This window comes from Streptomyces sp. NPDC090119, assembly GCF_044747085.1.
GTDB lineage: Bacteria > Actinomycetota > Actinomycetes > Streptomycetales > Streptomycetaceae > Streptomyces.
The window spans coordinates 736,823-751,670 of the sequence record NZ_JBIVDK010000002.1; the positions used below are offsets into that span (position 1 = coordinate 736,823).

Annotated in this window: 12 protein-coding genes; 5 read left to right on the forward strand and 7 right to left on the reverse strand. The window is 71.0% G+C overall.

Annotated features, from left to right (window positions below):
- Positions 1-108: 108 nt before the first annotated feature.
- A complete protein-coding gene (locus ACIPPM_RS10765) occupies positions 109-273 on the reverse strand; it encodes a hypothetical protein (protein WP_401445607.1) in 165 nt (54 codons plus the stop codon).
- A 99-nt stretch (positions 274-372) separates the two neighbouring features.
- Here ACIPPM_RS10765 and ACIPPM_RS10770 point away from each other — a divergent pair, with 99 nt between their 5' ends.
- The gene (locus ACIPPM_RS10770) at positions 373-1,461 is read left to right on the forward strand and encodes a M48 family metallopeptidase (RefSeq protein WP_401445610.1); all 1,089 of its coding nucleotides are present in this window, start codon (positions 373-375) and stop codon (positions 1,459-1,461) included.
- Between the two features lie 10 nt (positions 1,462-1,471).
- Here the strand turns inward: ACIPPM_RS10770 and ACIPPM_RS10775 are convergent, their stop codons facing one another.
- The 5 genes from ACIPPM_RS10775 to proB all read right to left on the reverse strand — a co-directional run bounded on the left by ACIPPM_RS10775 (position 1,472) and on the right by proB (position 6,335).
- Complete coding sequence (locus tag ACIPPM_RS10775; RefSeq protein WP_401445613.1) at positions 1,472-2,539, reverse strand: hypothetical protein; 1,068 nt, start codon at positions 2,537-2,539, stop codon at positions 1,472-1,474.
- Positions 2,540-2,628: 89 nt separating this feature from the next.
- Positions 2,629-3,225 carry a hypothetical protein gene (locus ACIPPM_RS10780; protein WP_401445615.1) on the reverse strand — a complete coding sequence of 199 codons (597 nt, stop codon included), beginning with the start codon at positions 3,223-3,225 and terminating at the stop codon, positions 2,629-2,631.
- A gap of 57 nt (positions 3,226-3,282) precedes the next feature.
- The gene (locus ACIPPM_RS10785; RefSeq protein WP_401445617.1) at positions 3,283-4,569 is read right to left on the reverse strand and encodes a glutamate-5-semialdehyde dehydrogenase; all 1,287 of its coding nucleotides are present in this window, start codon (positions 4,567-4,569) and stop codon (positions 3,283-3,285) included.
- Between the two features lie 73 nt (positions 4,570-4,642).
- The gene (locus tag ACIPPM_RS10790) at positions 4,643-5,068 is read right to left on the reverse strand and encodes a hypothetical protein (RefSeq protein WP_388993569.1); all 426 of its coding nucleotides are present in this window, start codon (positions 5,066-5,068) and stop codon (positions 4,643-4,645) included.
- 160 nt (positions 5,069-5,228) lie between these two features.
- The gene (gene proB, locus ACIPPM_RS10795) at positions 5,229-6,335 is read right to left on the reverse strand and encodes a glutamate 5-kinase (RefSeq protein ID WP_401446434.1); all 1,107 of its coding nucleotides are present in this window, start codon (positions 6,333-6,335) and stop codon (positions 5,229-5,231) included.
- A gap of 168 nt (positions 6,336-6,503) precedes the next feature.
- Between proB and ACIPPM_RS10800 the strand changes: the two genes are divergently transcribed.
- Entirely contained in the window at positions 6,504-7,232 is a 729-nt protein-coding gene (locus ACIPPM_RS10800; protein ID WP_401445620.1) for a L,D-transpeptidase family protein, read from the forward strand.
- Between the two features lie 84 nt (positions 7,233-7,316).
- Here the strand turns inward: ACIPPM_RS10800 and galE are convergent, their stop codons facing one another.
- Positions 7,317-8,288 (reverse strand): UDP-glucose 4-epimerase GalE, encoded by a 972-nt coding sequence (gene galE / locus ACIPPM_RS10805; RefSeq protein WP_401445622.1) that lies wholly within the window; start codon positions 8,286-8,288, stop codon positions 7,317-7,319.
- 269 nt (positions 8,289-8,557) lie between these two features.
- Between galE and ACIPPM_RS10810 the strand changes: the two genes are divergently transcribed.
- The 3 genes from ACIPPM_RS10810 to ACIPPM_RS10820 are packed head-to-tail and all read left to right on the forward strand — an operon-like array spanning position 8,558 to position 14,841.
- Positions 8,558-10,804, forward strand: a complete 2,247-nt coding sequence (locus tag ACIPPM_RS10810) for a CDP-glycerol glycerophosphotransferase family protein (RefSeq protein ID WP_401445624.1) — start codon at positions 8,558-8,560, stop codon at positions 10,802-10,804.
- Positions 10,805-10,822: 18 nt separating this feature from the next.
- The gene (locus tag ACIPPM_RS10815; protein WP_401445626.1) at positions 10,823-13,699 is read left to right on the forward strand and encodes a CDP-glycerol glycerophosphotransferase family protein; all 2,877 of its coding nucleotides are present in this window, start codon (positions 10,823-10,825) and stop codon (positions 13,697-13,699) included.
- Positions 13,696-14,841 (forward strand): glycosyltransferase family 4 protein, encoded by a 1,146-nt coding sequence (locus ACIPPM_RS10820; protein ID WP_401445628.1) that lies wholly within the window; start codon positions 13,696-13,698, stop codon positions 14,839-14,841. Before ACIPPM_RS10815 ends, ACIPPM_RS10820 begins: the two co-directional genes overlap by 4 nt.
- The last annotated feature ends 7 nt before the right edge of the window (positions 14,842-14,848 follow it).

The window sequence follows — 14,848 nt, forward strand, 5'->3', positions numbered from 1 at the left end:
GGGCGGGATAAAGACGTCGCTTCATCGTAAGCGGGCACCCCCGCGACGATCACGCCGACTCCGGCAAAGGGCCCTCGGGGCGCGGCGCGCGGGAACCTCCGCCGCGCGTCAGTCGTCCTTCTGCTTGTAGCCGCGCAGGAGGAACCAGGCGGTCAGCGCGCAGCCCAGGACCATCACGATCAGGACGATCCGGAGCAGGTTTCCCGGCCCCTGCTGTTGGACGGCGCTCGCGGCGGCCTCGGTCAGCCGGGCGGTCGCAAGGTGGTGCTGCATGACGTGACTCCTTAGGGGTGCTGCCCGTCCACGGTATCTCCGCCTAGGCTGGGCCCGGTCCGGGGGGCGCAGCGGGTTTCCGAGACGCAGGGGGAAGACATGTCCGACGACCGCCACGAGCAGGCTGGCCACGAGCGGGTGCCGGGCAGGCGCCGCAGCCGCTTCCCGGGGATCTCCTCGCGGGCCTACGAGCATCCGGCCGACCGGTCCGCGCTGGTGGCCCTGCGCAAACTGACCGGTTTCGACACGGTGTTCAAGGCGCTGAGCGGGCTGCTGCCCGAGCGGAGCCTGAAGCTGCTGTTCCTGTCCGACTCGGTGCGGGTCTCCGACCGGCAGTTCGCCCACTTGAGCGACATGCTCCGTGACGCCTGCTACATCCTGGACCTGGAGAAGGTCCCGGCGATGTACGTCACGCAGGACCCGAAGCCGAACGCGATGTGCATCGGCCTGGACGAGCCGGTCATCGTGGTGACCACCGGTCTGGTGGAGCTGCTGGACGAGGAGGAGATGCGGGCGGTCGTCGGCCATGAGGTGGGCCACGCGCTGTCCGGCCACTCCGTGTACCGCACGGTGCTGCTGTTCCTGACCTCGCTGGCGCTGAAGGTGGCGTGGATTCCGCTGGGCAATGTGGCGATCATGGCGATCGTGACGGCGCTGCGGGAGTGGTTCCGCAAGTCGGAGCTGTCGGCGGACCGGGCCGGGCTGCTGGTGGGCCAGGACCTGCGGGCGTCGATGCGGGGTCTGATGAAGATCGCGGGCGGCAACCACCTGCACGAGATGAACGTGGACGCGTTCCTGGAGCAGGCCGAGGAGTACGAGGCCGGGGGCGACCTCAGGGACTCGGTGCTGAAGATCCTGAACGTGCTCCCGCGCTCGCACCCCTTCACCACGATCCGGGCGGCCGAGCTGAAGCGGTGGGCCGAGTCGCGCGACTTCCAGCGGATCATGGACGGCCACTACCCGCGCCGCGAGGAGGACAAGGACGCCAAGGTCGGCGAGTCCTTCCGGCAGTCCGCGGCGAGCTACGCGAGCGAGGTGCGCACCAGCAAGGACCCGCTGATGAAGCTGGTCTCGGATCTCGCGGGCGGTGCGGGCGACCTGGGCGGCCGGGTGAAGCGGGGCTTCAACGGCTTCGCCGGACAGGCCCCGAAGGACGGTCCCGCGAAGGACGCCCCGGCGGGGGGCTGAGCCCCCGCGCTCACCCGCGCGGCTGGGCGGAGTCGGCGAGGGTGCCGCACAGGGCCGCGGCGCCGGTGCCGTAGGGGTCGGTGCCGGGCGGTCCGCCCGCCTTGGCCCGCTCACCGGCGAGCAGGGGCCGCAGATAGGCGCTGGTGTCCGTGTCGCAGGACAGCGGGCCCGCCTGGGTGCTGGAGGAGGTCAGCCGGGTCTGGCCGATGCGCAGGGTGTCGCGGTCGAAGCGGAAGGTCAGCTCGCGGCGCACGGTGAACAGCGAGACCGGCGTCCTCCCCTCGGTACCGGCGGCGCGCAGGGCGTAGACGAAGGTGCCGTCGGCCACGACCTGGAGGGTGGCCGCGTCGGTCTCGGTCACCCTGAGGGCGCCCCGGGTGCGGATGTCGCTGTCGGCGAGGGCGGTGCGGGCGGGGTCGAAGCGGATCATCCAGCCGGTGGGCGCGTGTCTGCCGTCGGCTGCGGGGGCCGCCATGCTCCGGTCGAACTGGTCGAGCTGGTCGGCGGCGATCAGGGCCCGTACGGGGCGGGTCTGGCGGCCGGTGAGCACGTCGGGGTCGAGCGCGGAGTGCAGGACGTACTTGCGGGCGGTGTCGAGGGCCGCGAGGACCTGGCTGTCGGAGAAGTGCGGGGTGGGCTGGGAGGGGGGCAGCGGCATCCCGGCGAGGCCCACCGCGAACCGGGCTGCGGGGCTGCGCGCGTACAGCGTCCGGGCGTCGGGGGCGCCGGGCACCGGGCCGCGCGGGGCGAGCGGGACGACGCTCATGCGCAGCGGTTCGGTGGATCTCTTCACGGGTGCTGCGCCGTACGGGTGGCGGAAGCCCATGAAGACGGCGGTGCCGAAGGCCACGGCGAGCAGCAGGAGGAGCACCATCGCCTGGCGGGTGATGCCCCGGCGCAGGGGCGGGCGGCGGCGTACGGCGGGGGCGTGGTCGCTGACGCGTTCGCGGGCGGAGGACTCCTGGAGGCGGGCAGCGCGGACGAACGACTCGTCGAACACGACGGATCGGTACTCGTCCTCGGCACCTCCGGGGCCGCCCTCGGGTGTCCCCTCCGGTGGGTCTCCAGGCCCGCCCATACCTTCAGGGTAGGTCGCGGGAGGCTCGGGTAAACGCGCTGGTGCGCGACAACTTCTGGCAGGTTCCCACCAAGAACGCCGGGCGGGCGTCAGGGGGTGGGCGGGATCGCGGAGACGGTTGGCCGGGAGTAGTCGGCGGAGGCGGAGGGCGCGGCCACGCCGTCCCGGCCGAGGCCGGTGGAGGCGGGGGCGGGCACCTGGTCGCGGGTGCCGGAGGAGGCGCCCCGGTAGACGGCGGCGAAGGCCAGCGCGACCATGCCGATGCCCATCACCACGGCGAGCACCCAGGCCACGGGCCGGTGCCAGCGGATCTTTCCGTGGGCGCCGAACGGGTGGTGGTGGTCGTCGTCGGCGTAGCGGCCGTCCGGGTCGTCGTCGTCCAGGTCGTGGCCGAAACCGCTGCCATCGGGGCCGTAGCCCTCGTCGTAGGGGTCGGCGGGGGCGTGCGTGCGGCGGGCGTCGGTGTCGGTCGCCTCGGCGCGGGCCTCGGCGGCGGCGAGGAGGCGTTCCACGGCGGTCGGCTCGTGGATGGTGGCGGCGGCGACGAAGGCCGCGTCGAACACCACGGAGGCGAACTCTTCGTCCGGCACCCCGTGGTCGTGGTCGTCGTCGGGCTCCCAGCCGTCAGGGAACGGCGTGCCCCCCACGTCCTCCGGCACGGGTCCAGAGTAGACCTGGGGGGTCAATTTGGGCAGACGGTATGGAAATTCGTCCGTCGTCCCGTGGGCGCCTCGTGGAGATGTTCAGGGGCGCACGTGGCCGTCGCCGGTGACGATGTACTTGGTGCTGGTCAGCTCCGGAAGGCCCATGGGGCCACGGGCGTGCAGCTTCTGGGTGGAGATGCCGATCTCCGCGCCGAAGCCGAACTGGCCGCCGTCGGTGAAGCGGGTGGAGGCGTTCACGGCGACCGTGGTGGAGTCCACCAGACGGGTGAAGCGCCGGGCCGCCTGCTGACTGGTGGTGACGATCGCCTCGGTGTGGCCGGAGCTCCAGCGCCGGATGTGCTCGACGGCCTGGTCGAGGGAGTCGACCACGGCGGCGGCGATGTCGTACGACAGGTACTCGGTCTCCCAGTCCTCCGGCACGGCCTCCACCACGGTCGCCCTGGTGCCCCCGGCGTGGGCCCGGACGCGCGGGTCGGCGTGCACGGTGACCCCGGCGTCGGCCAGCGCGTCCAGGGCGCGGGGCAGGAAGGCGGCGGCGATGTCCTGGTGGACGAGGAGGGTCTCGGCGGCGTTGCAGACGCTGACCCGGTGGGCCTTGGAGTTGACCAGGATGTCGATCGCCATGTCGATGTCGGCGTCGGCGTCCACGTAGACGTGGCAGTTGCCGGTGCCGGTCTCGATGACGGGGACGGTGGACTCCTCGACCACGGTCCGGATCAGGGAGGCGCCGCCGCGCGGGATGAGTACGTCGACCAGGCCCCGGGCGCGCATCAGCTCGCCCACGCTCTCCCGCCCCTCCCCCGGCACCAGCTGTACGGCGTCGGCGGGCAGTCCGGCGCCCGCGACGGCGTCCCGGATCACCTGGACGAGGGCGGTGTTGGACGCGTAGGCGGAGGCCGAGCCGCGCAGCAGGACGGCGTTGCCGGACTTCAGGCAGAGCGCGGCTGCGTCGACGGTGACGTTGGGCCGGGCCTCGTAGATGATGCCGACGACGCCGAGCGGGACGCGGACCTGGCGCAGGTCGATGCCGTTGGGCAGGGTGTTGCCCCGGACGATCTCGCCGACCGGGTCGGGCAGCTTGGCGACGTCGCGCACATCGGCGGCGATGGCGCGGACCCGCTCGGGGGTGAGGGTGAGCCGGTCCACGACGGACTCGGCCGTGCCGTTCTCCCGCGCCTTGGCCACGTCACGGGCGTTGGCGGCCACGATCTCGGCGGTGCGGACCTCCAGCGCGTCGGCCACGGCGAGCAGCGCGTCGTCCTTGTCGGCGCGCGGCAGCGGCGCGAGGTCGGCGGCGGCGGCCTTGGCCCGGTGGGCGGCCCGGGTGACCGGCGAGAGGGAGTCGTTCGGGGAGAGCGTGGTCATGGGGGAAGGGTAGTGCGGGGCACGTGGTGTTCCGGGGGCTGTTCCGCACCGCGAGACGGGACGGAAGGGGCCCTCAGAAGGGGTGGACCCCCACGGGTGTGGCCGGTGCGGGCCCGTAGCCCTCGGCGATGCGCTGGTGGTAGGTCTCGCGGTCGATGACCTCCAGGCCGACGATCTCCCAGGGCGGCAGTCCGGCGGTCTGCCGGTGCTCGCCCCACAGGCGCAGCGCGACGGCGGCCGCGTCGTGCAGGTCGCGGGCCTCCTCCCAGTACCGGATCTCGGCGTGGTCCCCGGCGTATCTGCTGGTCAGGAGGAAGGGGTGGTCGTGGGCGAGCTGTTCCAGGGCCCGCCGCAGGTCCTGCACGGGGACGTGTTCCCCGGAGACGCTGAGGGTGACGTGCCACAGGCGGGGCAGGTCCTTGGGCTCCTCGTAGGTGTCCCCGGCCGCGACGCTCGTCAGAGCACCGCGGGACGCCGCCCCAGGACGGACTCGTCTCACGACGGCCTCCTTCACGCATGGCCCCTTGACGGAACGTGTCCCTTCAACATGTCCCCGCAACAAAGTTGAGCAGGCCGGGGGCCTCCGCGTGGCGGTTTTACGGAACGTCCCCCACCGGGGTCGCCCGGTGTGCCCGGCTTTTCCGGGGCGGGGGCGGCGGTCAGGGGTGCAGGAGTACCAGGTCGTCCCGGTGGACGACCTCGCGTTCGTAGGCCGGGCCCAGCTCGCGTGCCAGCTCGCGGGTCGAACGCCCGAGCAGTTGGGGCAGCTCGCGGGCGTCGAAGTTGACGAGCCCCCGCGCCACCGCGTGCCCGGCCCGGTCCCGCAGTTCGACCGGGTCCCCGGCGCTGAACTCGCCGGTGACGGCGGCGATCCCGGCCGGCAGCAGCGAACTGTGCCGCTCGACCACCGCGCGCACGGCGCCGTCGTCCAGGGTCAGGGAGCCCTGCGGGGTGGAGGCGTGCTGGAGCCAGAGCAGCCGGCCCGCGGAGCGTCTGCCGGTGGGGTGGAAGCAGGTGCCGGTGTCGCCCCCCGCGAGGGCGTCGGCGGCGTGCACGGCGTTGGTGAGGACCACGGGGATGCCCGCGGCGGCCGCGATCCGGGCGGCCTCGACCTTGGTGACCATGCCTCCGGTGCCGACGCCCGCCTTGCCCGCGCTGCCGATCTCGACCCCGGCGAGGTCGGCCGGGCCGCGCACCTCGGCGATGCGGGCGGTGCCGGGGCGGGACGGGTCGCCGTCGTAGACGCCGTCGATGTCGGAGAGGAGGACCAGCAGGTCGGCGTGGACGAGGTGGGCGACGAGGGCGGCCAGGCGGTCGTTGTCGCCGAAGCGGATCTCGTCGGTGGCGACGGTGTCGTTCTCGTTGACGATCGGGAAGGCGCCCATCGCCAGCAGCTTGTCGAGGGTGCGGGAGGCGTTGCGGTGGTGGGCGCGGCGGCTCATGTCGTCGCTGGTGAGCAGGACTTGGCCGACGCGGACACCGTAGCGGGCGAAGGACGCGGTGTAGCGGGCGACCAGCAGGCCCTGGCCGACGCTGGCGGCGGCCTGCTGGCGGGCGAGGTCCTTGGGGCGGCGGTCCAGGCCGAGCGGGGCGAGTCCGGCGGCGATGGCGCCGGAGGAGACCAGCACGATCTCCTTCTCCCCGCCGCCGCGCACCTTCGCGAGCACGTCGACCAGCGCGTCCACCCGGTCCGCGTCGAGTCCGCCCGCGGCGGTGGTCAGCGAGGAGGACCCCACCTTGACGACGATCCGCCGGGCCTCGCCCACGGTCTGCCTTGCGCTTGCCACCTTGCCCGCTTCTCCTCTCGCCCCGGTCCTTGTGCCCGCAATCTACGGGAATGCCGAGGGCCGGTGCATGCGGGTTTCAGCAGGCGGACGGTGGGTGCGGTGGAGGTACCGCGTGCGGGCGGGGCACGTTCTGGGACCATGGAGCCCATGCGAAAAGGCGGTGCGGTACGAGCGGTTGCGGCTGCGATGGGCGGGGCGTTGCTCGTCCTCGGTGCGGCGGGGTGCGGGGGTCCGGAGAAGAAGGACTCGGGTTCCGCGCGGGCTCAGGACGACAGAAAGGCGCCGCGGACCGGCCTGAAGCGGGTGCCCGGTGTCGGTGACCGGCTGTGGAAGCGCGTACCCGGGGAGTCCCGGCAGGTGCTGGTGGTGTCCGGCAAGGGGCGGGACTCGGCGGACTCGGACGCGGCGCTGTACACGAAGCGGGGGTCGACCTGGACGCGGGAGCGCGCCTGGGCCACCCACAACGGCCGCAAGGGCTGGACGACCGACCACCACGAGGACGATCTGCGCAGCCCCGTCGGGGTGTTCACGCTGAGCGACGCGGGCGGGGTGCTGGCCCAGCCCGCGGCCAAGCTGCCGTACACCGAGTCGGCCGCGTTCCAGGCGCCGCACTTCTGGAAGAAGTCGTACTGGCACGACTTCGACCTCGTCATCGCCATCGACTACAACCGCGTCAAGGGCACCCCGCCCAACGACCAGACCCGGCCGCAGGGCCAGTCCAAGGGCGGCGGCATCTGGCTGCACATGGACCACGGCAGCGGTACGTCGGCGTGCGTGAGCCAGTCGAAGGCGGACATGGAGTACCTGCTGCGCACCCTGGACCCGAAGCAGCGTCCGGTCGTGGTGATGGGCGACGAGGCGGATCTGAAGGTGTGAATCCCGTAAGTCTGTGACGTGCTGAAAACACGGAACGCCGGTGCGGGAGGTCCCGCACCGGCGTTCGGCGTCGTGCCGGGTGTCTCAGCCGTGGCGGTGGCGCCAGCCCTGCCAGGCGGAGTCGATCATGTCGTCGAGGTCGAGGCGGGCGGTCCAGCCCAGTTCCTCGCGGATGCGGTCGGCCGAGGCGACGACCCGGGCCGGGTCTCCGGCGCGGCGGGGGGTCACGTCGGGCGTGCGGTCCTCGTGGTCCGTCACCTTGAGGATGCGGTCCACCACCTCGCGGACCGAACTTCCCTCGCCACGGCCGATGTTGAGGGTGAGAGAGGTGCCTTCCGGCGCGTCCTTCAGCCGGGTCGCGGCGGCCTGGTGGGCGGAGGCGATGTCCTGGACGTGGATGTAGTCGCGCACGCAGGTGCCGTCCGGGGTGGCGTAGTCGTCACCGAAGATGCGGGGCGCCTCGCCCGCCTCCAGCCGCTCGAACACCATCGGGACCAGGTTGAACACACCGCCGTCGGACAGCTCCGGGGCGGCGGCACCGGCCACGTTGAAGTAGCGCAGCGAGATGGCGCGCAGGCCGTGGGCCCGGGCGGCCGCGGCGATCAGCCACTCGCCGACGAGCTTGGTCTCGCCGTAGGGGCTCATCGGGGCGCAGGGGGTGTCCTCGGTCACGAGGTCGACGTCCGGCATGCCGTAGACGGCGGCGGACGAGGAGAACACGATCCGGCCGACACCGGTGTTCTTCATCGCCTCGAGGAGGGTCTGCAGGCCGGTGACGTTCTCGCGGTAGTAGTGGAGCGGCCGCTCCACCGACTCGCCGACCTGCTTCTTGGCCGCGATGTGCACCACACCCGTCACGGAGTGATCGCGCATCGTCCGCTCCAGGAGCTCCTGGTCCAGGACGCTTCCCACGACCAGCGGAACACCCGAGGGGACCCGGTCGGCACTGCCGGTCGACAGGTCGTCGTACACGACGACGCTTTCGCCGCTCTCCGCCATGACGCGCACCACATGCGCGCCGATGTATCCGGCGCCGCCCGTGACCAGCCAGCTCATTCCGATTCCTCCTCGATGTTCACTACCCGGCAGCAGACTCCTTGATGGGCGGGGGAAAATCGAATCCGACATCCCGCCCCGGACATTCCGAAATCGGGCATGAGCGGCGATGTGGGGTGGACCACTTCACCCGGCCCACCACCGCAATCACGGGACTTGCCGGTCCTTGTACGCTGTGGCGGCGGCTCGCTCGGGCCCGTCGGCGGACAGAGTTCACTCCGGCCCCGGCCCACACTCACGTGATCGGCCCTCGGAACAGGTTGTAAAGGATGCCCAAACTCTCCCTCGTCGTCCCTGCGTACAAGGTGCAGGCGTACCTCGCGGAGTGTCTCGACTCGATCCTCGAACAGGACTTCACGGACTTCGAGGTCATCGCCGTCGACGACCGCTCACCCGATGCCTCGGGCGCCATTCTGGACGAATACGCCGAGCGTGACCCGCGAATCCACGTGATTCACCTCACGGAGAACGTGGGCCTCGGTCACGCGCGCAACGCGGGCATGGAGAAGGCGACGGGTGAGTACCTCCTGTTCCTCGACAGCGACGACACCCTCACCGAGGGCGCGCTGCGGGCGATAGCCGAGCGGCTCGAGGCCGCCGGTGATCCCGAGATACTCGTCTACGACTACGCGCGCGGCTACTGGGACGGCAGAATCCTTCCCAACCAGCGCGCCGCCCTGCTCCGCCCCGACGGGCCCGAGTCCTTCCCGCTCAGCGAGCGGCCGCAGCTGCTGGACCTGCTCCAGATCGTCTGGAACAAGGCGTACCGCCGGGACTTCGTCCTCCGCATGGGCCTGAGCTTCCCGTCCGGCTACTACGAGGACGCCCCCTGGACGTTCTGCTCGATGATCAGCGCCGAGCACATCGCCCTGCTGGACCGGGTCTGCGTGATGTACCGCCAGCGCCGTGAGGGCGGCAACATCCTGAAGACCGTCAGCCGCAAGCACTTCGACGTCTTCGACCAGTACGACCGGGTCTTCGACTTCATCGACGCGCATCCCGAACTCGGCGAGTGGCGCGGGCCGTTGTTCCGCAAGATGGTCGACCACTTCCTCACCGTCCTGACCAAGCCCGGCCGGCTGCCGCAGAACGCGCGCGCCGAGTTCTTCCACCGCGCCTCCGCCGACTACCGCAAGCGCCTCCCCGAGGGCTTCCAGCGGCCGGGCGGCAACCTCGGCCACAAGTACGCGATGATCGAGCGCGGCTCCTACGTCACGATGGCCGGCGCCCTGGGTGCGGTGAAGCTCCGCCAGGCGGTGAAGCGGCGGGCCCGCACCACCGTCAAGAAGTCCAAGCGCAACGCGATGGGCGTCTACTACCAGTCGCAGCTCAAGCTGCCGCTGGACGAGAACCTGGCTCTGTTCTCCGCGTACTGGAGCCGCGGTGTCTCCTGCAACCCCGCCGCCATCGACGCCGAGCTCGCCCGGCTGGCACCGCACGTGCGCCGGGTGTGGGCCATCAAGGCGGACGCGGTGCACAAGGTGCCCGCGGGCGTCGACTACGTCCGGGTCGGCTCCAGCGCGTACTGGTCGGCGGTCGCCCGCGCCAAGTACCTCGTGAACAACGTGAACTTCGCCGACGCGATCGTGAAGCGCGAGGGCCAGGTCCACCTGCAGACGCACCACGGCACCCCGCTGAAGAGCATGGGGCTGGACCAGCGCAAGTACCCGGCGTCCACGAACATGGACTTCGCCCAGCTGCTGCGGCGCTGCGACCGCTGGGACTACAGCGTCAGCGCCAACCGCTTCTCCACCGCCATCTGGGAGCGGGTGTACCCCTGCTCCTACGTGTCGCTGGAGACGGGCTACCCCCGCAACGACGTGCTGGCCAACGCGACCGCCGAGGACGTGCGGGCGGCCCGTACCGCGCTGGGGCTCGCCGACGGCACCAGGGCGTTCCTGTACATGCCGACGCACCGCGAGTACCAGGCCGGTTTCGTGCCCAGTCTCGACCTGGAGCGGCTCGCCGACGAGCTGGGCCCGGACGTCACCCTGCTGGTGCGCGGCCACTACTTCTACGGCGGCTCGTCCTCGCACCTGGCCGAGCTGTACCGGAGCGGCCGCATCGTCGACGTCTCGGACCACGGCCGGGTGGAGGAGCTGTACCTCGCCGCGGACGCGCTGATCACGGACTACTCCTCCGCGATGTTCGACTACGCCGTCCTGGACCGGCCGATCGTCATCCACGCGCCGGACTGGCAGATCTACTCCACCGTCCGGGGCACCTACTTCAACCTGCTCGAGGAGCCGCCCGGCGCGGTCAGCACCTCGCAGGCCGAGCTGACCGCCCTGCTGGACTCGGGCGAGTACCGGAGCCCGGACGCCACCGCGCGTCGCGCCGCCTTCCGCCGCCGGTTCTGCGAGCTGGACGACGGACGGGCCGCCGAGCGCGTGGTCCGGCAGGTCTTCCTCGGGGAGTCGCTCACGCAGCTGCCGCCCGTCGTACCGCTGGACGAACGGGTGCCCGCACCGACGCCGTCAGGCATCGCTCCGTCCGATTCGATATCCGTACTTTGACCAGAGGTAGCCGCTGCTGTGTCCCAGCGTGAGAACGTAACACCCGACATCAGCGTCGTCGTCATCGTCTACAACGACGCGGAACGTCTTCCCACGGCAGTGCAGTCGGTCCTCGACCAGACCCTGCGAAACGTGGAAGTCGTCATCGCCGACGACCACTCCACCGACGGCTCCTTCGAGGTCGCCCAGCGGCTGGCGGAGGGCTCCGACCGTGTGCGGGCCATCCAGCTCGCCGAGAACAGCGGCGGCTGCGGCGAACCACGCAACCAGGGCGTGGCCATCGCGCGCGGCCGGTACGTGATGTTCCTCGACAGCGACGACACGCTCGAGCCCAACGCCTGCCTGAACATGCTGGAGGCCGCCGAGCGCACGGGCGCCGACCTGGTCTCCGGTCTCTGCCTGCGCGTGCACACCGACAGCCGGTCGGGGAAGACCGCCAAGTGGTACGCCTGGCTGTACCGGCAGACGCGCACCTTCGACTCCATCGACGAGATACCGGACCTCCTGGTCTTCGACACCCTCTCGACGAACAAGTGCTACCGGCGCGAGTTCCTCATCGAGAAGGGCCTGGTATTCCCGCGCGGAATCCACTACGAGGACCTGCTCTTCTCCGCGCAGGCGTACCTGGCCGCGTCCCGGATCACGCTGATCCCGAACACGGTCTACCACTGGAACGTCGTCGAGAAGACCGAAGCGAAGTCGATCAGTAACCGCCGGCACGAGATCAACAACTTCGCCGACCGGCTGGAGATCCACCAGCGGATCGACCGCATCCTCGTCGAGGACGGCCACGACGCGCTGAAGCTGCACAAGGACATCAAGTTCCTCAAGCACGACCTCGTGCTCTACCTCCGCGAACTGCCGTTTTTGGACGACGAGTACCGGCACCTCTTCGCGGAGATGGCCCGCGGCTACATCCAGGACTTCCCCGAGGAGGCGTACGCCGGGCTCACCCCGATCCACCGGCTCTGCGCCTATCTGCTGCTGCGTGAGGACTGGGATCACCTCATGCCGGCCATCGACACGCTCCTCAACAAGAACAAGGTCTCCAGCCCGCTGGTGGAGCGGGACGGCCGGGTGTACTGGTGCGCGGAGCACCTCGACGACCCGCTGGCCCGCCGCATCCTCGACGTGACCGACCTCGGCTACCACGACAAGCCGGTGGAGAAGCTCAACCTGCGCAACGAGCTGACCCAGTACACGGAGAACCCGGCCGGGGTGACCCTGGCCGGTGCCCTGGTCAACCCGCTCGGCGTCATCGGGCCGGACGCCCGGATCGAAGCCGAACTGGAGTTCCGGGCCCGGCGCAAGAGCCTGCAGTCCTTCCGCTTCCCGGTGACGACGCTGAAGCACGCGGACGGCTCCGTCACCTGGCAGACCGCGCTCCCGCTGGCCCGGAAGCTGCGCCCGGTCGGCATCGTCGACGACGTCTGGGACGTGCGGATGCACCTGACGGTCGACGGGGAGCACACCACGAGCCGTCTCACCGTCGGCCGCACCGACCTGGAGGGCGCCGGAGCGGTCCGCGTCCGGCCGCGCCTCGGCCGCCTGGTGGCCGACCGCGTCGTGCCGCATGCCTCGGCCAACGGCCACCTCGCCTTCCGGCTGGTCCAGCACGGCAAGCTCGCCCAGCAGACGTCGGCGCTCGTCCAGCGCAACATGCAGGGCAAGCCCGCGCAGGTCGCGAAGTCGGCGGTGCGCAAGGTCGCCTCCGCGCGCAAGGAGCTCAACTCCGGTGCCCGCAAGATCGAGACGTTCGAGCGGATGATCCGGCTGCTGCCGGTCCGCAAGGGCACCATCGTCTTCGAGAGCCACCTCGGCAAGCAGTACAGCGACAGCCCGCGCGCCATCTATGAGGAGCTGCGACGGCGCGGCACGCCGGTCAAGGCCATCTGGTCGTACGCCGGATCGCGTCCCACCGGGTTCCCCAAGGACGTCGAGCTGGTGCGCCGCTGGTCCTGGCCGTACCTGCGGGCGCTGGCGCAGGCCGAGTTCTGGATCGACAACCAGGGCTTCCCGCTGAAGCTGACCAAGCGGCCCGAGACGACGTACATCCAGACCTGGCACGGCACCGCGCTCAAGCGCATGGGCTTCGACGAGCCGCAGTACCGGATCAAGCCGGAGCACGAGCAGCAGGCGTACCAGCGTGCGATCGACCGCTTCGACCACTTCGTGGTCCGCGGTGAGCACGACGAGAAGACCCTCGGCCGGGCCTACCGGCTGCCGGAGGAGAAGCTGCTGCGCACCGGCTACCCGCGCAACGACGCCCTGGTACGGGCCCGGGAGTCGGCGGAGCAGGCCCCGGCCGCGCGGGAGCTGGCCAAGCGCCTCGGCATCCGGCAGGACCGTCCCGTCGTCCTCTACGCCCCCACGTTCCGGGCGCAGGACGACGGCAAGGTGCGCAAGTTCGAGTTCCCCTTCGACGTGGAGGAGTTCGCGGAGCGCTTCGGTGACCAGTTCACCCTGCTCATCCGCACGCACTACCTCAACAACGTCAGCCTCCCGCCGTCGGTGGCCGGGCGCGTCGTCAACGTCAGCGGCGAGCCGGACATCACCCCGGTGCTGCTCCTGTCCGACGTGCTGATCACCGACTACTCGTCGGTGATGTTCGACTACTCCCTGCTCCAGCGGCCGATGGTGTTCTTCACCTACGACTGGGACGACTACGTGCGCAACAGCCGCGGTACGTACTTCGACCTCTCCGAGCAGGCTCCCGGCCCCGTCGTCGGGACCAAGGAGGAGCTCTTCGACGTGCTGTCCGACCTGGACGCCCTGTCGTCCGGCTCCGAGAGCAAGGTCAAGGAATTCATGACTCAGTACGGCGAGTACGACCGGGGCGACGCCGCCGCCCGCATCGTCGACCGCTTCTTCGGCTCCGAGGGGGAGGCGCGATGACCGAGCGAGACATCATCTTCGTGGCCAACGAGGTCAACGAACTGGGCGGGGTGGCCCGTTGGCAGGCCCTGATGGCCGCTCTGTTCGCCGAGCGGGGCCACCGGGTGACCATCGTGGGCATAGCCCCGCCCGAGGTGCCGATGGACCTCGGGGACAACCCGCCGTTCGACACGGTGACCCTCTACGACGTCCGGCCCCCCGGCCGCTGGCGGGCCCGCAACCTCCGGGACCGCGCCAACCTGACCGCCCGGAAGCGCGAAGCCGCCCGGGAGACGGAGATGCGCGCGGCCACGGAGCGGCTGTCGGACATCTTCCGCGCGGCCCGGCCCGGCGCCATGATCATCGTGACCCAGGTGTGGGCCATGGAGTGGGTCGCCGCCGCGGACACCGCCGGTCACGCGGTCCTCGGCATGAGCCACGAGTCCTACGAGTACTCGCGGGGCTCCTCCCGGTTCCAGCGCGTCCAGACGTACTACAAGGACGTCGCCCGGCTGCTCCTGCTGACCCAGGAGGACGCCGACCTCTGGACCGGCCGCGGCCTCAACAACGTGGGCTTCATGCCGAACCCGCTGCCGATGATGCCGGAGGTGCCGTCGCCGCGCACCGAGAAGGTGGTCGTGAGCATCGGCCGCCTCGGGCACCAGAAGGGCATCGACATGCTCCTGGACACCTGGGCGGAAGCGGCACCGGGGCACCCCGGCTGGACCCTGCGGATCTACGGTTCCGGTCCCGACGAGGCGGCCCTGAAGCAGCAGTGCGCCGAGCTGGGCCTGGACGACTCGGTGGAGTGGGCGGGCCAGACCGACGACGTCGTCGGCGCGCTGCACGGCGCCTCGGTGTTCGTCCAGTCCTCCCGCGGCGAGGGCTTCCCGCTGGCGCTGCTGGAGGCGATGGCGTGCGGCGTGCCCTGCGCCGCCTTCGACTGCGCCCCCGGTGTCCGGGAGATCGTCCGGACCGAGGAGGACGGACTGCTCGCCAGGCCCGGCAACACCAGTGAACTGGCCCGTCAGCTGGGCCGGATGATGGACAGTGCCGAACTCCGGGACGACATGGGCGAGAAGGCGCGCGCGAACGTGCAGCGCTACTCCCCCACGGCCATCACCGACCGGTGGGAAGAGCTGTTCGCCCTGCTGGAGCGCTGAGTCGGGA